At 50.5% G+C, this 18,718-nt stretch carries 18 protein-coding genes; 12 read left to right on the forward strand and 6 right to left on the reverse strand.

Annotated features, from left to right (window positions below; translation table 11 throughout):
- Positions 1-46 precede the first annotated feature (46 nt).
- The 3 genes from FGB90_RS00090 to FGB90_RS00100 all read left to right on the forward strand — a co-directional run bounded on the left by FGB90_RS00090 (position 47) and on the right by FGB90_RS00100 (position 3,817).
- Entirely contained in the window at positions 47-850 is an 804-nt protein-coding gene (locus FGB90_RS00090; protein WP_138808471.1) for a class I SAM-dependent methyltransferase, read from the forward strand.
- Positions 851-946: 96 nt separating this feature from the next.
- A complete protein-coding gene (locus tag FGB90_RS00095; RefSeq protein WP_138808472.1) occupies positions 947-2,065 on the forward strand; it encodes an extracellular solute-binding protein in 1,119 nt (372 codons plus the stop codon).
- Between the two features lie 75 nt (positions 2,066-2,140).
- Positions 2,141-3,817: an ABC transporter permease gene (locus FGB90_RS00100; protein ID WP_138808473.1), complete on the forward strand. Its 1,677-nt coding sequence runs from the start codon at positions 2,141-2,143 to the stop codon at positions 3,815-3,817.
- A 635-nt stretch (positions 3,818-4,452) separates the two neighbouring features.
- On the opposite strand, the gene FGB90_RS00105 is transcribed toward FGB90_RS00100, so the two are convergent.
- The gene (locus FGB90_RS00105; protein WP_138808474.1) at positions 4,453-4,725 is read right to left on the reverse strand and encodes a DUF4190 domain-containing protein; all 273 of its coding nucleotides are present in this window, start codon (positions 4,723-4,725) and stop codon (positions 4,453-4,455) included.
- A 62-nt stretch (positions 4,726-4,787) separates the two neighbouring features.
- Positions 4,788-5,666: a DMT family transporter gene (locus FGB90_RS00110; RefSeq protein WP_138808475.1), complete on the reverse strand. Its 879-nt coding sequence runs from the start codon at positions 5,664-5,666 to the stop codon at positions 4,788-4,790.
- Between the two features lie 102 nt (positions 5,667-5,768).
- On the opposite strand from FGB90_RS00110, the gene FGB90_RS00115 reads away from it, so the two are divergent.
- From FGB90_RS00115 to FGB90_RS00125, 3 genes are all read left to right on the forward strand, one after another.
- Positions 5,769-7,514: an ABC transporter substrate-binding protein gene (locus FGB90_RS00115; protein ID WP_138808476.1), complete on the forward strand. Its 1,746-nt coding sequence runs from the start codon at positions 5,769-5,771 to the stop codon at positions 7,512-7,514.
- Between the two features lie 74 nt (positions 7,515-7,588).
- Positions 7,589-7,945 (forward strand): VOC family protein, encoded by a 357-nt coding sequence (locus tag FGB90_RS00120; protein ID WP_138809894.1) that lies wholly within the window; start codon positions 7,589-7,591, stop codon positions 7,943-7,945.
- A 198-nt stretch (positions 7,946-8,143) separates the two neighbouring features.
- Positions 8,144-8,431: a hypothetical protein gene (locus FGB90_RS00125; protein WP_138808477.1), complete on the forward strand. Its 288-nt coding sequence runs from the start codon at positions 8,144-8,146 to the stop codon at positions 8,429-8,431.
- 18 nt (positions 8,432-8,449) lie between these two features.
- On the opposite strand, the gene FGB90_RS00130 is transcribed toward FGB90_RS00125, so the two are convergent.
- Complete coding sequence (locus FGB90_RS00130; protein WP_138808478.1) at positions 8,450-8,911, reverse strand: GNAT family N-acetyltransferase; 462 nt, start codon at positions 8,909-8,911, stop codon at positions 8,450-8,452.
- Between the two features lie 115 nt (positions 8,912-9,026).
- Here FGB90_RS00130 and FGB90_RS00135 point away from each other — a divergent pair, with 115 nt between their 5' ends.
- The 5 genes from FGB90_RS00135 to FGB90_RS00155 all read left to right on the forward strand — a co-directional run bounded on the left by FGB90_RS00135 (position 9,027) and on the right by FGB90_RS00155 (position 13,151).
- Positions 9,027-10,799, forward strand: a complete 1,773-nt coding sequence (locus FGB90_RS00135; protein WP_171051634.1) for a bifunctional metallophosphatase/5'-nucleotidase — start codon at positions 9,027-9,029, stop codon at positions 10,797-10,799.
- Positions 10,800-10,889: 90 nt separating this feature from the next.
- Positions 10,890-11,732 (forward strand): STAS domain-containing protein, encoded by an 843-nt coding sequence (locus FGB90_RS00140; RefSeq protein ID WP_138808480.1) that lies wholly within the window; start codon positions 10,890-10,892, stop codon positions 11,730-11,732.
- A gap of 279 nt (positions 11,733-12,011) precedes the next feature.
- The gene (locus tag FGB90_RS00145; protein WP_138808481.1) at positions 12,012-12,293 is read left to right on the forward strand and encodes a hypothetical protein; all 282 of its coding nucleotides are present in this window, start codon (positions 12,012-12,014) and stop codon (positions 12,291-12,293) included.
- A 98-nt stretch (positions 12,294-12,391) separates the two neighbouring features.
- The gene (locus tag FGB90_RS00150; RefSeq protein ID WP_138808482.1) at positions 12,392-12,940 is read left to right on the forward strand and encodes a GNAT family N-acetyltransferase; all 549 of its coding nucleotides are present in this window, start codon (positions 12,392-12,394) and stop codon (positions 12,938-12,940) included.
- A gap of 25 nt (positions 12,941-12,965) precedes the next feature.
- Positions 12,966-13,151, forward strand: coding sequence for a hypothetical protein (locus FGB90_RS00155; RefSeq protein WP_138808483.1), 186 nt, complete (start codon positions 12,966-12,968; stop codon positions 13,149-13,151).
- Positions 13,152-13,249: 98 nt separating this feature from the next.
- Here the strand turns inward: FGB90_RS00155 and FGB90_RS00160 are convergent, their stop codons facing one another.
- Positions 13,250-13,687 carry a hypothetical protein gene (locus tag FGB90_RS00160; protein WP_138808484.1) on the reverse strand — a complete coding sequence of 146 codons (438 nt, stop codon included), beginning with the start codon at positions 13,685-13,687 and terminating at the stop codon, positions 13,250-13,252.
- A 642-nt stretch (positions 13,688-14,329) separates the two neighbouring features.
- Between FGB90_RS00160 and FGB90_RS00165 the strand changes: the two genes are divergently transcribed.
- Positions 14,330-16,126, forward strand: coding sequence for a DUF262 domain-containing protein (locus tag FGB90_RS00165; protein WP_138808485.1), 1,797 nt, complete (start codon positions 14,330-14,332; stop codon positions 16,124-16,126).
- Between the two features lie 60 nt (positions 16,127-16,186).
- On the opposite strand, the gene FGB90_RS00170 is transcribed toward FGB90_RS00165, so the two are convergent.
- Entirely contained in the window at positions 16,187-17,089 is a 903-nt protein-coding gene (locus FGB90_RS00170) for a macrolide 2'-phosphotransferase (RefSeq protein WP_210237221.1), read from the reverse strand.
- A 13-nt stretch (positions 17,090-17,102) separates the two neighbouring features.
- On the reverse strand, positions 17,103-18,566 hold the full coding sequence (locus tag FGB90_RS00175) for an Msr family ABC-F type ribosomal protection protein (protein WP_138808486.1): 1,464 nt from the start codon (positions 18,564-18,566) through the stop codon (positions 17,103-17,105).
- Between the last annotated feature and the right edge of the window lie 152 nt (positions 18,567-18,718).

Below are 18,718 nucleotides of genomic sequence, written 5' to 3' on the forward strand. Positions count from 1 at the left end.
TTTTTGAAACGTGTTGAGAATGATTTTCATTTAGGAGGGAAATGAGATGAATGAAGGGATGCTTGCTAAAGTCTGGGAAAAAAGTGCGCTCTACTACGACGTGGGAATGATTCGCCGGTCTCAGGCGGAATGGGATGAAGCGCTGATGCAGCTGATTACGTCTTCAGGCGGTCTGGCGCTGGATCTTGGAACCGGGGATGGAAAGTGGGCGTTTGCCCTCGAGAGGATCGGGTACGACACGATCAGTCTCGATTCCTCTGAAACACGGATAAAAAAAGCAGATCGTCTGCGGTCACTTAAGAAAAGCCGCTGTGAATTTGCAGTTGGCGATGAAAAGAATCCGCCATTCAGTGAGCAGACGTTCAATGTTGTAACCACCAGGCTGCCATTCTGGGAGTGGGCGGATGCATCTGAATTTCTCCTCCGAATCCGGGAACAGTTAAAAGACAGGGGCACATTTCTCAGTCTCGAGGAAACCTCTTCAAAAGGGAATCTCAGAGTTGATCTGAGCCGGGCGCTCCTTGAATGTGCCGGGTTTAAAAAGACGGTCTGCCGGGAGGTCATTCGCCGCACACGGTACCGTTTCGAAGATCTGGCTGCAATGATGCAGAAAAACAGGAACGAGCTGGCTCTGTCTTATCACCGGTTTGCCGGAAGAACATACAGCTGTGCTGAGATGAACGACCTTTTTCGTGAACTCGGGCTCGATCAGTGGCATGTGTCAGAGGAGGAGGGGATCCGTTACTTCGAGAAAAGAACACCGTACATGGCTGTAGCCGGTTACAAGGAGGAAGAAATAAATCTGAGAAACTTTGAAAAACCCGTTGACAATGATTCTCATTTACAATAAACTAAGAATCGTGCCAGAGATTGATAATCATTCTCAATACATAACAGCAGATTATCAATAACGGCAGAACTCACAAACAGAAGGGACAGATTACTTATGAAAAAGTACACTAAACTTTTCAGTTTACCGGTGCTCGCGCTTGGCTTGCTTGCTGCCGGATGTGGTGCTGATGACGAGGGCGGGGAGACTGCCGATAACGGTGCCGATACGGATACAGATACAGAAGAGCAGGACGATACAGACGAAGAGGCAGCCGAGCTTGACGGTGAACTCGTAGTCTACTCTGCTCGTAACGAGCAGTTTGTGCAGGCTCTTCTTGATAAATTCGAAGACGAAACAGGCGTTGAGGTTCGTGCCCTTCACGGTGCCGATCCCCTGCAGCTTGTAGAGGAACAGGCAAACGTCCAGGCTGATGTTTTCATTTCAAATGACATTGGCGGACTTGAGTACCTGAACCAGGAAGGACTGCTTGAAGGCGGCGACTATGAAAACGCTGACTCGATCGAAGAGCAGTACCGGGCTGATAACAACGAATGGATTGCGCTTTCCACTCGTGCCCGCGGCTTTATCTACAACAAAGACATGGTTTCTGAAGACGAAGTGCCTTCCAGCATGGAAGATCTTTTTGACGAAGAGTGGGCTGACGTACCGAACGGGTACGCCATTACACGCGGCGGTAACGGCGGTATGATCGGAAACGTTTCCGCACTTCGTTACGAGTGGGGCGACGAGCGCACGCAGGAATGGGTAGAGGCAATCCGTGACAACGCTGCCGGAATCTTTGAAGGCCACGGCGATATCCGCCGCGCAGTTGGTGCCGGTGAGCACGCGTTTGGTCTTGTGAACAACTACTACTACCACCAGCAGCTTGAAGAGCCGAACGACAATAACGTCGGTTTTGTCTACGCAGACCAGGGCGAAGGCGAGATGGGTGCCATTGCCAACGCAGCCGGCGTAAGTAAAGTAAGCGGCGGACCGAACAGTGAAAATGCAGATGCGTTTATGGAATGGGTGCTTGAGGAAGAGAACCAGCTTGCCTTTGTCGGTGAATCTCTCGAAGTACCGATCAACCCTGAACTTGAGCCTCCATTTGAGGATGCTGTACGTGTAACGGAGCTGAACTTCCAGGATATGCCGCTCCATGAGCTTGGCAACTACTTTGAAGATACTACGCGTCTCATTGAAGATGCAGGACTGGATCTCGATCTGAGATAACAATCATTTGGACGTTCCCCCCGTATTAATGATATACTTTCAAAAGATACAGCCAGTCTAAGGGAGAAGAGCAGGATGACGGATCACAACAACAGCCAGAACAGCCAAAAAAATACCGGACACGATGCGAAGGTTGGAGGCTCAGGGTCTCCAGCCCTTCTCCATTTTTTCGGAAGACGCTGGAGGGCGGTGTGGAACGGAAATCCGCCTGGCCTGATCCTTTTACTTGCGGGACTTTTTGTGGCACTGATCATGTCGGTGCCCATTATTTATGTAGCGTGGCGTTCTCTTTTTGCCGGAGCCGACTCGTGGCTGCGCCTGCTGGACGGAAGAATTCCTGCTCTTCTCTGGAATACGGCGTCACTCACCATTGCCGTAACGGTCCTTGCCATTGCCATCGGGGTGTCGCTTGCCTGGATCGTGGTGCGAACCGACCTCCCGGGACGGCGGGCGTGGCAGTGGCTGATGGCGCTGCCCCTCGTGATTCCGCCATACGTCGGTGCGGTAACCTACATCATCGTGTTCGGTCCGAGCGGATGGGCGCGGGACTGGTGGGAAGCAGTGCCGTTTCTCGGGGACTATGCTCTGAACATCTACTCGTTCTGGGGTGTATTTCTCGTTCTGACCCTGTTTACGTATCCGTACGTATTTCTGATCGTGAGTGCGTCGCTCCGCCGGATGAACCGGAACTACGAGGAAGTGGCGCGTTCGCAGGGTTATTCGACGGCAAAGGTCTTCTGGAAAGTCAATCTGCCGTTTCTGCGTCCGGCGATCGGTGCCGGTGCGATTCTTATTTCCCTTTACGTTCTCAGTGACTTCGGGGCGATCGCCATGCTCCGTTACGTTACGTTTACAGCGGCGATTTATTTCCAGCGGGCGAGCTTTGATACAGCATCCGCGTCGGTGCTGAGCCTTGTGCTCATCCTGCTCACGATGGTGATCCTCTGGATCGAAGTGCGCACCAGGAAAAAGAACAAGTTCTACCAGACGTCCAACAGCTACCGTGAACCGGATACACTGAAACTTGGAAAATGGAAGCCGCTGGCGCTTGTATATGTAAGCACTGTGTTTGTGTTTTCCGTGGCGCTTCCGATCGGCGTCCTCGTTTACTGGACGTACATCGGGTTTGAGCAGCACGTGATTGATTCGCGTTTCTTTGGCTTTGCCTGGAACAGTCTTAAAGTATCCGCCCTTGCAGCGGTTGCTTCCATGATCCTGGCGCTGCCGGTTATCTACCTGAAGTCACGGTATCCGTCGATGATTTCAACGGGGATCGATAAGCTCAGCTACGCCGGTTACGCGCTTCCGGGTGTGATCGTGGCGCTTGGGATGGTGTTCATCTTCAACACGCACATTCCGGCGTTCTACAATACGTACTACCTGATCATACTGGCGTTTGTGGTCCGCTTCCTGCCGCAGGCGATGCAGGCAGGGGAGGCGTCTCTTAGCCTCGTGTCACCGCGGATCGATGAAGCGGCCCGAAGCCTCGGCTACCCGCCGTGGAAGGTCATGATCAAAGTGATCCTGCCTTCGATTATGCCGGGTGTTTTTGCCGGAGGAGCCCTCGTGTTTGTAAGTTCCATCAAGGAGCTTCCGGCGACACTCATGCTCCGGCCGCCCGGATTTGATACCCTCGCCGTACGGGTCTACTACGAGGCGAGCGAAGCGATCTACTATCAGGCTGCGCCCGGTGCGCTCCTCATTGTGCTCGTGTCGCTAATACCGCTCAGGTATCTGCTGAAAAAATACTAAATAAATAGGAAACGTACTAGAGCCCCTTCTATAAGAGAGAAGGGGTTTATTTTTATTTTGGTGATTTGATGCAGGTTTTAAAGCTTCAAGCGGTCCACAGGTGGGCGTAAGAGGCAGGGGGTGAATTACAGCGTAATAAAACGGGGTTATAAGGTGGTATAAGAGGTGTTTGGTGAATTATAGCCTCATATGAGCGGGTTAAAAGGTGGTGTAAGAGGCGTTTGGTGAATTACACCAGCATAACAGCGGGTTAAAAGGTGGCGTAAGAGGCGTTTGGTGAATTATAGCCTCATATGAGCGGGTTAAAAGGTGGTGTAAGAGGCGTTTGGTGAATTACACCAGCATAACAGCGGGTTAAAAGGTGGTGTAAGAGGTGTTTGGTGAATTACACCAGCATAACAGCGGGTTAAAAGGTGGTGTAAGAGGCGTTTGGTGAATTACACCAGCATAACAGCGGGTTAAAAGGTGGCGTAAGAGGCGTTTGGTGAAATACACCAGCATAACAGCGTGTTATAAGGTGCTGAAAAAGAGAGGAGGTGAAATACACCACCATAAGAGCGGCTTATAAGGTGCTGTAAGAAGCAGTTAGCGAAATACACTCATTAAGACCGCCGTATCAGTTGCTCGAGTCCTCCTTACAAAGTCGGTCCCATGTATAAATTAAATACGCCAATCAAAACCAGAAAAACATTGATTACAATCGCAGCAATACCGCAGACGAGACCAGCCGTGGCGAGACCGTGCCCGCTCTCTGCCAGGCGATTCATTTCCTTTCGCCCCAATATGGAAAAAACGATGGCAGTGACGGCAAAAACGATCCCCAGTCCAGGAATAAGCAGGGAAATGATTCCTGCGGTCAGACCGACTGCAGCTTTCGTGTTTGTTTTTTTGTTTGCGGCTGTATCCATACCGTTAAGTCCTCCTGAATGGTTATTTGTGGAAACTAAATCTGCTTCTATTTTATCACAACTCAATCAGATGATTTTGTTTTTCCCTGTCGGCTCAGAAACAAAATTGAGCCTACAAGAATCACAGCCCCGGCGGTGTTCTGCCAGGTGATGGGAACCGGGAAAAACGGATAGGAAATGACGGCAAGGAGAACAGGGCTGAACGCCCTTGTCGCGTTTGCGATTGAAAAACGGAGGTATTTCAAAGCTTCATAGAGAAGAATCGTGCCGACGAACCCGCTGCATAAAGAAGACAGAACGATGAGGGCTGTGCCCGAAACGGACCAGGATGAGGACGTAATCCCTCCTGAAATGCCGGCGTAAAGAAGGACGCCCGCCAGTGTTACGGTGTTTGAGGTAAACAGCAGGGAATTCGGTTCACGCCGGTCGGAAAGCGTCCGCTTGATATAAATGTTGGTGAGTGCAAAGAAGAACGTGTACATAAGTGCGAACATGGTGCCGGTGAGCTGTCCAGTGTAGCCGCTGCCTGATTCCACGAAGAGAAACACGCCTGCCAGCGCTGCACCGATCCACCCCCACTCGCGCTTTGTCAGTACCTCCCGAAGCAGAACAACAGAAAGCAGTACCGCAAAAACAGTATAAAAACGGCCGAGAAAACCGATCTGAACCGGTGACAGAAGATCGAGACTGAGGAATAAAAAGATGACGCCGAGGGTATTGAACAGAGCAAGCGCCATCACTTTTTTCTCCCTGTAAAAGGTAACGGGGCGCCCTGCGGCGAATCCGTACAAAAGACTGGCCAGAATGATCGTCACAGTATTTATAACAGCAGCCTGTGCCGGCTGCACCGATCCGAGGCCAAACTTTGCGAGAAGGGGACCGATGGCAACCATGATGACGGACGCTGTGTTTAATAGGTGTCCTTTTGTTTCACTGTTCATTTGCCGATCTTCTCCTTTCTTTATCCAAGTGTAAAGCAATATAGGAGAAGTAAAAGTGAAAGAATATATTCTTAATTTCACCTTTTCAGGGGGGGCGGACGTATGAAGCTGATCGACCACTATCTCAGGCTTTTTGGCACGTTTTACGAAGGGGAAGAAACGCAGGTGAAGCTGACGAGGGAGGCTGCGGCTGAGACGCTCGGCTGTTCGGAGCGCAATGCCATTCACGTACTGAATAATCTTGAGGAAGAAGGATGGATGAAAAGGACGAAAGGAAGAGGGAGAGGGAACGTGACCCGTGCCACCTTTATGCTGTCGCTTGAAGACGCTGTGGACATATACGCAGAGGAGTCGGATAGCCATAAGGATCTGCAGCGGTTTGCTTCCCTCACAAGAGAGTACGGAATCCTTGAAAAAGACACGAGTGTGATGGAGCAGTTTTTCCGGCACTGGTTCGGTACTGCCGGAGTCAGCATTTCCGGAAACGAGACGGAAGATCATCTGCATATTCCTTATTTCCGCAGGTTTTACTCGCTGGATCCTGCTGAAGCTTTACGTCAGTCCGAGCGGCACTTCACCGTTCATATCTTCAATACGCTGTTTGACTGGGAACCGAGGACCCGCCGCGTTGTGCCGGGGCTGGCTCACCACATGGAAGCGGACCCTGACGGCCAGGAATGGACCTTTTACCTGCGAAAGGACGTCTGTTTTCACAACGGCAGGATCCTCACCGCAGAGGACGTCGTTTTTTCCCTCCATCGCCTGGAGTGGCTCGATCCTTTCCTTGAATCGGCTGAAGCCTCTGATAACCTGAAAGTGACTGTAAAACTGCATGAACCGCTCTTTGCCCTGCCTGTTCTGCTTACGTCTGCCACAAGTGCTGTCGTTCCGGCGCATTTAGCGGGAATGTCGGAAGAAGATTTCGCGATACGGCCAGTGGGTACCGGGCCTTTTGCCGTAAGAAACCATGACGGAGAACACCTTGAACTGGCTGCGCATAAGCGCTATTTCAGGGAGCGCCCTCACCTGGACCGGATTACTGTCCACTTTCTCACTTCGTATGAAGCTTTTATGAATACAGAGCAGATCGGCAATGAGCCGCTTCCTTATCTGCCGTTTCAGCCTGCAGAAAGCACCGACGGGCGCGGAGGCCTCACGGTAAAACGCGGACTCAGCGTGAAGTACCTCATCTGGAACATGAAAAAAGACGCGGTGAGGAACAACGATGAACTCAGGAAAAAAGTCTTCTCCCTCGTGGACCGGGACTCTCTCGTGGCAGATCTCGGTTATCCGAGGGAAAGGCCGGCTCCGAGCTTCTTTAAAACGGGGAGGATGGCAGATCGTCTGGATCCGGAGGACAGTCCGCCAGAACAGGAGATGACACAGCATCTGGTGCTCGTCACCTATGACCTCCCGCCAAACAGGGAGGACGCAGACTATCTGACACAGATCTGCCGTTCATTCGGCATCGAGGTGCATGTGCGGGCCGTGCCGTACGAGCGGTTTTCGGAAGAGGCGCAGAAAGCCGATCTGATTCTTGCCGAAAGCCCCTCGGATGAAGCCGAGGAAGCCGTGCTCTGGGGACTGTTTTCTGCAGGCATCCTGCCGAACCTGCTGGATGAGGACACACTCAGCAGAATTTCCGTCCGGCTGAAGGACGCCGCTGTCCGGCCGGAACTGCCGGAACGGATCGGGCGTCTCGGCAGAATCGAGGATCTCCTCATCACGGATGCGGCTGTGCTGCCGCTTTACTGGACGTACCAGAAAGCAGCGTTTTCAGAGCGGCTGAAAGGTGTCAGGCTGAATGCATTCGGCCTTGTCCCGTTTGATGAACTGTTTTTCCGGTAAAAGGAGGAGTTTTCTGTGCGACCATGGAATTGCAGAGTGTGGCAGGAAATTCCAAATGGAAGAGGGCGAAGCAGATGGGGAGAGTAGTCGGATTTGAACTGAACAGTCAGGACCCGGAAAAAGCATCGGCGTTTTTTGCGGAGGTGTTCGGATGGGAGATCTCCGAGCCTCACTGGGGATACCGGGCTGTGGACAGCGGGGATGCAAAAGGGGAAATCAGAGGCGGCATTGTGAAAGGCCCGGCTGATTTCCCCCATGGCACAAGGATTCAGATCGAAGTCGAGAGTATCGACGAAACGATTGGGAAAGCGAAGGAACACGGGGCACAGGTAGTTCGCGAAAAAATGGAATTTGACGGGTTTTATCTTGCCTATCTGACAGACCCGACAGGAGTCGGTTTCGGGCTTGTTCAATACGAAATGCAGGATTAGGGGCGCTTAGGCGTCTCTTTTTTATTGGTTAGGAATTATCAGGATAAATGAAAAAGCGTGTATCAACGGTTCATGAAGCAAAAGTAAATAAAATTAAGACAAGCTTGTGTCTCCTGATAATCACGTTCAGCATATTTAACACAATTTGACCCAAACTAACACCAGCGAAAAATACCCGGAAACTGAGGTGACTGAACTGTGAAGGATAACATTCCTGCCGGATTCGGAATCGGGCTTGCGTTTCTGCTTGCCGGCCTGCTTTTATATGAGTTTGTCTTTGACCATACGTTTGTCCCGCTCCTGTTTACGGTGCTGGCGGCGGTGGCTGCCAACCGGATCGGGGGAAGGCACTGGCTCGGCATGATGACAGTGCTGGTGTATTATGTGATTTTCGCCGCCACAGCAGCAGGCAATATGGATCTTGTTGTCATGCAGATCGTAACAGTGATTGTCACCACGCTCGTTCTTTTTATCATTACGGAGTAGACCAAAGGTGAGAGCGGACTAAAAGTGCAGTTTCATCCCTACGTGGCTTGCTTTAAAACCGAGCTTTTCGTAAAAGCGCCTCGCATCGGGGCGCTGATTATCTGTCGTCAGCTGAATCACGTGGCAGCCACGCTCCTTTGCCCGGGCAATAGCCCATTCAAACATCTGTGTCCCGAGCCCTTTTCCCCGTTCGGAAGACGCGGTCCGGACGCCTTCCACCGTGCAGCGCCACCCGCCCTGGTAGGTGAGGCAGGGTGTAAATGTCAGCTGTATCATCCCGCAAATCCGCCCATCACGCTCAGCTACTACGAGCTCGTTGTTGCCATCCTGCTCGATCTCTTCAAACGCGGCAGTATAACTGTCCGGCAGGGGATCGGTGAAATTTTCACGCTTTCTCCCCAGCTCATCGTCTGCAAGCATGCCCACAAGTACCGGCAGGTCGCCCATTCCCGCTCGGCGGAAAATTACCTGATCCTTCATACTAAACCGCACTCCTTTTTTCTTTTATCGTACCATCCCTGTCTCCTTTTTGCCGGCTGTCTACATGAAACCCTCCCCGCTGCGGGATGCTAACCGGTGGAAAGGAGCAGTTCCCATGTCAAAATCCTTGTACGTCATCTTCGCTATGATCTTTTTCATCTCCATTCCGCTTCCCGCTTCCATCCATGCAGACACGGATGTTTCAACAGGCGGCTATCTGGAAAAACTGCTCACCGCAATGGATGTGGATCCGGGAGAGGAAGCCGCGGCTGAAACCGCCATCCGCATCGGCCTCACTGATGAAAATACCGATCCCGCAGCTCCCATAACCATTCACGAGGCTGCAGCCATCGCGATCCGCTCCCTCAACCTCCGCAGCCCGTCCGATACCCCACTTGTGGATGCTCGGCAGTTCGGCCTCTTAGAAGATGAGACCGACGCTCCGCTCACACCGGAAACGATGCAAAGGCTCCTTAAAAACTACCGCGACAACTTCGAGCGCGTGACGATCGTATCCACCAACGACGTCCACGGCCGCATCAGCTACAACCCGGAAGACGGGGAGCTTGGCATGGCGAAAATCGCTGCCATCGCCAACCGCGCCCGAGCCCGAAACGATGATACATATGTATTTGACGCCGGCGACACCTTTCACGGCACAACCGCTGTCAATCTGGGACGCGGGGAGACGGCAGTCGCCCTCATGAACCGCGTCCCATACGATGCCATGACTCCCGGCAACCACGATTTCAACTACGGCACCGAGCGCCTCCGGGAGCTCATCGGACTCGCCTCGTTCCCGGTGCTCAGTGCCAACACAGTGGAAAAAGAAAACAAGCGCCCGTTTTCCTCACCGTACATGACGTTCGATGCTCACGGCAAAACGTTCGCCGTAATCGGTGTGACCACACAGACGACAGTTGGGAGCACCGACCCTGAAAACGTGAAGGACGTCCTATTTCTGGACGAAATCGAAACGGCAAAGCGGTACGCAGACGAGCTGAGGAAAAGCGCGGATCACATAATCGTGCTTTCTCATTCAGGTATAGCTAAGGATAAGCAAATCGCTGAACAGGTGGACGGCATCGACCTGATCGTCGGAGGCCACAGCCATACGGCAATCGAGAAACCCCTGCTCCATCACGGAACATACCTTACGCAGTCTGCCGGACACGGGAGAGCGGTGAGTGTCGCAGATCTCGTTTTTTTTGAAGGGGACCTTGTGGGAATGAGCGGTTCCCTTGTGCGGGACCACCCGGGCATTGAGCCGGACAAAGCCATGGAAGCTCTCGTGGAGGAGGAAAAAGTGGAGTGGGCAGAGATGCTCGACGAGGTAATTGCTGTATTTGATCAGGAGCTTGAAGGAGGAAGGACAGCGGTCCGGACGCGGCAGACATCATTTGGCACATTGATTACAGATGCCTTTCGCGTGGAAACCGGGGCAGAAGCAGCGTTCACAAACGGGGGAAACATCCGCGCTGGTCTTCCTGAAGGTCCCGTGACACGCCGGGATCTCCTTAACGCACTGCCGTTTGCCAATACCGTTGTTGTGCTTGAATTGAGCGGCAGCGACGTGGAGAAAACCCTCGAGCAGAGCGTGAGTCAATTTCCCGGGGAAAGCGGCGGTTTTCTGCAGGTGAGCGGGATCGACTACTCGTTCAATGCCAAAAAGCCACCTGGAAGCCGGATTGCGGACGTACGGATTGCCGGGGAACCTCTCGTCCCGGATAAAATGTACACCATTGCCACTAACAGCTACCTGGCAAACGGCGGCAACGGCTATAAATGGCTTGCGGATCTTCCGGTGGTGCTGAATACAGGGGAAATTGTCAGTGGGATTGTGGAGCGGTATATGAGAAGGGAAGGGGAGCTGGAAGAGGGAGGATAATTATTTATCAACTTATAAGTGCTCTTTATCGACAGGTCTTACCAGATGCGGTATGCTCAATAAAGAACCAGCAGTAGGGAGGCGAAAGAAGTGCCGCAGAATGAGGAATTGTATGCGTTTTTAAATGAAAATGTGAACCGGCTCACGGAGGAGTGGTACGCCTCACTGGACAAATCGGATTCAAGTGTGGTTTACGGATCAACCGATCCCGAAGTGATTAATAACCTTAAAAGACAGAACACCGAGTTTCACAAGCGCTTTTTTGAAGTCTTCAGGCAGGAAAACGGAGCTTTTGAAAAAAAGCTCGATGAATGGATCATAGAGATAGCGGTGGATGAACAGCATCATAAAACCCCCCTTTACGCCATTTTGAAAGAATTCAACCGCACGCAGGATCAGCATCTCAAGCTGATCGAGGAGTTTGCAGAAAAATATAAGGACAAGTATTCCATTCAGGAGTTTTTCCACTGGTACAGCCACATCGACCGGATGTTCCGGAAAGTGACCATCACGTTCGTGGAAGAGCATACGAAAGAGGCGAAAAACCGTCTTGAGAAGCAGCAGGAACTGATCGACGACCTGAGCTCCCCTGTGATCCGGCTGAGCACCGAGGTGGCACTTCTGCCGCTAGTGGGGGACATCGATATTGCCCGCTCCCACGTGATCAAGGAAAAGGCGATGAATCAGTGCGCCCAGCACGGGGTCAATTACTTGCTCCTCGATCTTTCCGGCGTCGTGAAGATTGACCAGATCGTGGCATCCGAGCTGATGCAGATGATTCACGCTATGGAGCTGATCGGTGTCACGACCACACTTTCAGGCATGCGCCCGGAGATCGCCCAGTCCGCGGTGAAGCTGGGGCTCAATTTTGATAATGTAACAGTCAAGTCCTCCCTTGCAGAATCGATTCGATCCAGGGAAAGCTACCTTTAAAAAGACACTGAAGTCCTGCTCTTCGTTTGAGCAGGGCTTTTTTTGAGGTAGAAGAACTTTTCCCGGCAGACAACCTGAGGCCGGGGAGACCATTTTGGGATAAGTACAAGTAAATCCAAATAAGGACAGGTAAATTCAAATAAGTACAGAAACTAGTACAACAACCGGGCTTTCCTTCACGCACCGCCCAAAACTGGTTCTTTTTTGTCATCCGCTAACTGGATATTTATGCTAAAATAAACCAGTAGATGGATAACCATATGCAGAGGGGATGACGGCATGCTTCTGATCGCAATTGGATTTCTTCTGACCGGATGGGTTCTTTTTCTTGTAAACTGGGTCCGGTTCCGTTCCCTCGTCCGGGTGGCAGGCTGCATGTTTGCCGCACCGGCTGTTTTTTATTTTGCCGGCATGGCCGCTGCCTCAGCGAACAGTTCTGAAGGGTATGCGTACGGGGTGGCGTTTCTAACGATCGTCCTCGCATTAAACGGGCTGGTCATGGGGGCGGTAACGCTGGGGATTCACCTCCTGAGAAATAGAAATGCCGCAGAAAAAATGTGAATAAAATACGAATAAACGTGTCCTTCCCGGAAGCGGGGAGGGTGATCCGTAACCGGAAACAGAAAGAAACGGATCTGAATTGAGGAGGAACCAGGTACATGATTCTGAAGGATTCACAGGTGACGGTCAGACGCATGGATGATCATAAGGCTGATTACGAACGTCTGCACCGCTGGCTCAATAACCCGGCGGTGCTCGAGTACATAGAGGGACCTTCTGCTTCTTTTTCCTACAGCCGGGTCGTCGCAAAGTACGGCCCTAGAGCCCGGGGGGAGCACTACGTGACACCCTGCATCATGGAATGGAGGTGCAGGGCGGAAGGATATCTCCAGTATTACCCTCTCAAAGAGGATGAGCGACGTGCTTATGGTGTGGATGAGGGCGAGAGCGCTTACGGCGCCGACCTGTTTATCGGAAACGAAAAGCTCTGGAACCGCGGGATCGGCACACGGGCTCTCATGCTCGTCGTACGGCACCTGCACCGCACCGGCATCGACGCTGTTTATATCGATCCCCAGGTGAGCAACACAAGAGCGATCCGCAGCTACGAAAAGTGCGGATTCGAAAAGGTGAAAGTACTGCCTGATAGAGAACCATTTGAAAACGAGTACCGCGATGTACAGCTGCTTCGTCACGTCATAAACTGACGAGGATTCGTGAGGAGTGAACACTGTGTTTTTTCTTGTGTTGTATGTGATTGCTTTTTTCTTTTCCCTCGCCCTGTTCTCCGGAGAGTACCGGAAAAAGAAACGAAGGGGAGAGGCATACAAAAAAGACGGGATGTACGGTTTTTACCTGTCCATGACGATCGTCTGGCTCTGCCTGATTGTTTCTGCGGGAGCGAGGTACATCGGCTAGCGTGTTTACAGGTGGAACGGAGGAAAACACGATCACTTTCTCATTGAAAAAAGCGATCCCTGCCGGGGAAAACGGCAAGAGGATCGCTTTTTTGTCTATTATTTACCTGAGTAGGAATACCCTGACTGCGCTGAGGGTCCTGTATGGTGCCGGCGTGATGTCATAGAATTTCCCTGCCCGTTCTGGCTGAACTTTTTCAGCTGCTCCTGCAGAGCAGTAATCTGATCCTGAAGATCATTGAATTTCGAGTCCTGCTCACGCTTTGCCTGCTGGGCCTCCAGATTCGCCTGGATCTCCTCGTCGATGGCGACTTTTACGGCGTACAGGCCCAGAGCTTCGCCGAATACTGCTAGGAGTGAAAGCACGAACGCCAGCTTCAGGCTTAGGGAGACATCGTAAGGGTTTTCCGCCCTGCCCGGTGAACCGGCCGACGGATCTATAAGGAGTTCAGGCAGAACCTGCACGAAACTCCTCACCTCATCAGGCAGTTCACTGACGGCTCCCTGTTTTGAGCTGTTCTTAGGTTCCAACTGCACACGCCCCTCCCCGGAAGCGGACAACCCCGATTCCTTTTTCGTCTCATACTCCCATTCATACGCCGGAGAAGGCTTCTGGGTGCATGACTATATTGGAAAAACCGTCAGCGAGCGCCCGGTAACGTCAGTTTTTGTCAGAAACGGGCTCTGTCGGGTCATTGTCACTTACTGGTGGAACGACTGGTCTGAAGTTGTGCATTGTGAAGGCATGTTTTCACAGTGACTAATGGCTTCCTGGGTCAACACAAACTTCCTTATCAACGATTCAAAGTAGTACCTGAGGAGAGTGTTCTCAGCCGCCTAGAGGATCAGCGACATTGCCGGAGTGTGCTTCTGCATCCTCTGGATGGTCGACAGGCAAACATGTGCCCTCCCAAAGTTCGAAGACATCGACGAAAGCACATTTGTGAGTCCGCTTTCACAAGAGAAGATCCTAACAGAGCCAACGGGATAAAGAAAACAAGGGCTGTGTTTTGCTGTTATATTCACAGGAAAAACTCGTGCTACATTAGCACAGGTTTCCTTTTGGGATTTTCTTACTCAGTTGAGACCCCAAGGCTGTTTCGGGCTCTCTTTAAATTCAAAGAAACTGTTGTTTTTTGTTATGATGAATGTAAGTAGAAAAGGGTGGGAGTGGTGTAGTTGTCTAATTATCAGGTTAACAATACAAATATTAATGCATTGGTAAGCTGGATTGAACAGGGAGTTGTTGCAATTCCTGAGATTCAAAGGCCGTTTGTATGGAAATCATCAAAAGTCAGAGACTTATTGGATTCACTCTATAATGATTATCCTGTGGGATACATAATTACTTGGCAAAATCCTGATGCCAGATTAAAAGATGGGACAATTTCACAAGGGAAGAGAATATTAATTGATGGGCAGCAGCGTGTTACCGCTATAATGGCTGCCATATCTGGGAAAGAAGTAGTTACAAAAGAGTATAGCAAAAGAAGAATTAAAATTGCTTTTAATCCAATTGAAGAGATTTTTGAGGTACAGAACCCAGCTATAACAAAAGATAAAAAGTGGATTCCAGATATCTCGGATATTTTTCAGCAAGGATTTGATCTCTTTGGATTTATTAGCCGTTATTGTGAGCAAAATCCCGAGGTTACAAATAACAGGTTAAATGAAATTCTACAAAAACTGATCAATATTCGTTACAGTTCCATTGGGGTGATTGAACTCGCCCATACCCTTGATATCGAAAAGGTAACGGAGATATTCATCCGAATAAATTCATCTGGTGTGAATTTAAGTCAGGCTGATTTTGCCATGTCCAAAGTGTCTGTAAATGATCAATATGAGGGTCCTCTAATTAGGAAAACGGTGGATTATTTTTGCCATCTTATTAAGAGTCCTGCTATTTATGAGAACATTAAAGAAAACGACCAGGAATTTGCTCAGACCGATAATTTCAAAAAAATAGAATGGGTCAAATCATATAATACTAATATTTACGAGCCAAGTTATTCTGACTTACTCAGGGTGGCATTTACCTTTAAATTCCTTAGAGGTCGTCTTTCAAACCTGGTGAGTTTATTATCAGGCAGAGACTTTGAAACAAGAGAATATAAAGAGGAGATTGCTGAAGAATCTTTTGAAAAACTCAACGATGGTGTTTTAAAGTTTGTCAATGAAACAAATTTTAAACGATTTATTATCATTCTAAAGTCAGCCGGTGTCATTAACTCTAAGCTGGTTAGATCCCAGAACGCACTGAATTTTACCTATGCGCTCTTCCTACTTCTTAGAGAGAAAAGAATCCATGATGCTAAGATAAATCAAATCGTAAGGAAGTGGCTGGTTGCTTCTGTTTTGACGGAACGTTACTCAGGTTCTCCTGAATCCACATTTGATTTTGATATAAAAAGGTTTGCCGCAAGTGATGATCCTGTCAATTATGTTAAGCGAGTTGAGGATGGTGAACTATCTGACGCCTACTGGGAGAATGTGTTGCCTACGAATCTGGATACATCAGTTACAAGCAGTCCTTATTTTAATTTATATGTAATGGCACAGATTTACGATAAAGATTATGCTTTTCTTTCAAAATCCATTACTGTTCAGCAGCTAATTGAGGAAAGAGGAGATGTCCATCACGTTTTCCCGAAAAAGTACTTGCAAAATAATGGGTATAATAACCGTAGGCAGTACAATCAAATTGCCAACTATGCATACACCGAACAGGCCGTTAATCTAGCTATTCGGGCACAGGCACCAAAAGATTATATGGAGAAGATTAAAAACCAAATAAGAACAGGCGAACTTACAATTGGGGAGATTTCAGATAACGAAGGTCTAGACAAGAACTTTCGAATGAATTGTATACCAGAATCAGTACTCGATATGGACGTAAATAACTATGAGGAGTTTCTTGATGAAAGACGAAAATTGATCGCGAAAAAAATTAGAAATTATTATGAAAACCTATGATGATACAAAACTCTAGAAGAAAAGCCCGTGCCTCGCACGGGTTTTTCTTCTAGCCTTCTCTTATTCAACTGAGACTCCGAGGCTTTCCCGGGTCATTTCCATATATTCATCAGAGCCGGACTCCTTCGCAAACTCATAAATTTCAAGCCCGTACGTGCTCTGGAGCTCGATCACGTGCTCCCGCATGCCAGGCCACGTTTTTCCACCGGCTTCCTCATAGCCCCTGATCACCTGGTCGAGACCTGATTCCCCGAAGATCATCAGAGGAGCCATGAAGTCCCGGCTCACATCGGTTACCGCCACTTCCGTCCAGTCGATCAGGCCGGTCACCCTGGCGTCCCCGTCTATGAGCGTATGGCCGGCATGAACCTCCCCGTGAACGAGGGCGGTGTGCTTCGGCCAGACGGCTTCGTTTTCAAGCCAAGCCTGCCAGCGGTCCCAGAGCTCCTGGCCGACGCCGATGTCTGCTTTCACTCTGGTCATCCGTTCCGCGAGTTCTGCTTTTGCTTCCGTAATCGTCTGAACCTTGAGGCCAGTCACGTCCTTCACGCTCTCCGCCGGCACCCGGTGAAGGTCGGCGAGCACTTTCCCGAGTGAGGAAAAATAGGCAGCGGGCACGTTGTCGATATCGAATTCCCAGCGGTAGTTCTGGATTTCCGGATCGATCGTCCCTGCAGGAACTCCGGACAGCTGCCGGTAGGCGATGAGGTCGTCCGTGAAAATCTCCCACTGAGGGGCCTCAAACAACACGTGCCGGCTGACTACGTCCAGCACCTGCTTTTCCAGCACTGTTTTTTTCATGGCATCGCTTCTCCGGGGAAGACGGAGAATCCATTTCTCCCCGGAAGCGTCTTCTGCGTGGGCAACCTGGAAATCGAGGCCCGATTCGTTCAGTTTTACGGATTCTTCTTTAATATTGAGGCCGTTCGCAGCAGCCCGTTTTAAAATTTGTTTGATCGTCATCACAATCATCTCCTTATTTTCTTCTACTTAATGTCTGGTTTTCGATTTCATAAATGCAGTCTGCGGTCCGGTTCAGGAGCGCCTGGTCGTGTGAAACAAGAAGGATCGTTCCTTCGTATGCTTCAATAAACTGCTCCAGCGCCTCCATGCACGGCATATCGAGAAAGTTGGTCGGCTCATCGAGTACGAGCACGTTATACTGCCCCATAAAGAGCCGGCACAGTACAAGGCGTGCCGCTTCTCCGCCGCTCAGCTCGAGGACGCTTTTGTTCAGGTCATTCCCCGAAAGGTGCATCATGTGAAGCACCCTGCGGATCATACTTTCATCAGCGTCCGTCCTTGTTCTCATATACTCGAGCACCGTTTCGTCCTTCTCGAAGCGGTAGGCCAGCTGCTCGTACACCCCGAAGACGGTTTTCGGTGAAAGGACGATGCCTTCGTCACCATTCAGTATCGCCTTTAGAAGGGTCGATTTTCCCGATCCGTTGGGGCCGGTAATGGCAATGGTACGCCCGAGGGGAAACTGAAAGGCTGTGTTTTCCAGCAGTACGCGGTCGCCCGCCCGTAAAGTGAGCCGGTCTCCCATGACCGGGAATTTGTTGTGAATCGTAAGCGCGCTGGAAAGGGGGAAGCGGAGTTTCTTTTCCTGTTCAGGCGCGTCGACTTTTTCCAGCTTTTCGGCCCGGTGTTCAATTGCTTTTGCCGCCTGATGCGCTGCCTTCTGGCTCGTGCCTTTCGATTTGGTCATGAACATCCGGTTTGCTGTGGCCTTTGTTTCCTTTTTGCTTATCTGCTTTCCCGGACCGGCGATTTTTTCGGCTTTTTTCATTTTATCCTCGGCAGAAGCGAGCAGACGGTTTCTCGTTTTCACGTACTGTTCGTGCTCCTCGGCCTGCCGCTTTCGTTCCGCCTGTTTGTGCTGTTCATAATCGGAGTAATACCCTGCATACTCCTTTACCATACCGTCGTCCACTTCCCAGATTTTTGTGACAAGCTCATCGAGCAGCCAGCGGTCGTGACTTACAAGCACCAGTGTACCGTAGTACCACCGGAGTTCGTCTGCCAGAAACGCGGTGCCGTCCCGGTCCAGGTGGGTTGTCGGTTCATCGATGAGCAGTCCTTCCCGGTACTCTGAAAAGAGGGACGCCAGCTTCAGCCTCGTCTGTTCCCCGCCGCTGAGAAGGTGAGGAGCCCCAGCCGGCACGTGAAACCGGCTGAGGAGGGCACCGTCTGCCTCCTCGGTAACAGGTGCGTCTGTCTGGGAAAAATAACCGAACTCCCCGTGGCGCAGAACCTGCCCTGTATCGGGCTCAATCACACCTCCGAGCAGTTTCAAGAGTGTACTTTTCCCAGAACCGTTCCTGCCTACGATGCCGATCCGGTCGGACTGGTATACCGATAAATCCGGAACATCCAGTACCTGAGTATCTGAAAATGACATTTTGACTTTCGTTAACTTGATCAACAGCTGTTCCATTATTACGTTTCCTCCCGTCATGAAAAAAAATCACAGACATCTGCCTGTGATTGGGGAGTAAACGAGCACACAGCTCCAGAACATGGAGGCCGGACACAGATATACAGCGAAAGAAGCCTGCAGAAAAACAGACGTACCCTGATCAAAAAAGA

It is taken from the genome of Alteribacter natronophilus, assembly GCF_006007885.1.
Lineage (GTDB): Bacteria > Bacillota > Bacilli > Bacillales > Salisediminibacteriaceae > Alteribacter > Alteribacter natronophilus.

Excerpts from the sequence above, each read along its gene's own strand:
- FGB90_RS00090 (WP_138808471.1), top strand. The coding sequence starts at position 47 with ATGAATGAAGGGATGCTTGCTAAAGTCTGGGAAAAAAGTGCGCTCTAC.
- FGB90_RS00095 (WP_138808472.1), top strand. The coding sequence starts at position 947 with ATGAAAAAGTACACTAAACTTTTCAGTTTACCGGTGCTCGCGCTTGGC.
- FGB90_RS00100 (WP_138808473.1), top strand. The coding sequence starts at position 2,141 with ATGACGGATCACAACAACAGCCAGAACAGCCAAAAAAATACCGGACAC.
- FGB90_RS00105 (WP_138808474.1), bottom strand. The coding sequence starts at position 4,725 with ATGGATACAGCCGCAAACAAAAAAACAAACACGAAAGCTGCAGTCGGT.
- FGB90_RS00110 (WP_138808475.1), bottom strand. The coding sequence starts at position 5,666 with ATGAACAGTGAAACAAAAGGACACCTATTAAACACAGCGTCCGTCATC.
- FGB90_RS00115 (WP_138808476.1), top strand. The coding sequence starts at position 5,769 with ATGAAGCTGATCGACCACTATCTCAGGCTTTTTGGCACGTTTTACGAA.
- FGB90_RS00120 (WP_138809894.1), top strand. The coding sequence starts at position 7,589 with ATGGGGAGAGTAGTCGGATTTGAACTGAACAGTCAGGACCCGGAAAAA.
- FGB90_RS00130 (WP_138808478.1), bottom strand. The coding sequence starts at position 8,911 with ATGAAGGATCAGGTAATTTTCCGCCGAGCGGGAATGGGCGACCTGCCG.
- FGB90_RS00135 (WP_171051634.1), top strand. The coding sequence starts at position 9,027 with ATGTCAAAATCCTTGTACGTCATCTTCGCTATGATCTTTTTCATCTCC.
- FGB90_RS00145 (WP_138808481.1), top strand. The coding sequence starts at position 12,012 with ATGCTTCTGATCGCAATTGGATTTCTTCTGACCGGATGGGTTCTTTTT.
- FGB90_RS00150 (WP_138808482.1), top strand. The coding sequence starts at position 12,392 with ATGATTCTGAAGGATTCACAGGTGACGGTCAGACGCATGGATGATCAT.
- FGB90_RS00170 (WP_210237221.1), bottom strand. The coding sequence starts at position 17,089 with ATGACGATCAAACAAATTTTAAAACGGGCTGCTGCGAACGGCCTCAAT.
- FGB90_RS00175 (WP_138808486.1), bottom strand. The coding sequence starts at position 18,566 with ATGGAACAGCTGTTGATCAAGTTAACGAAAGTCAAAATGTCATTTTCA.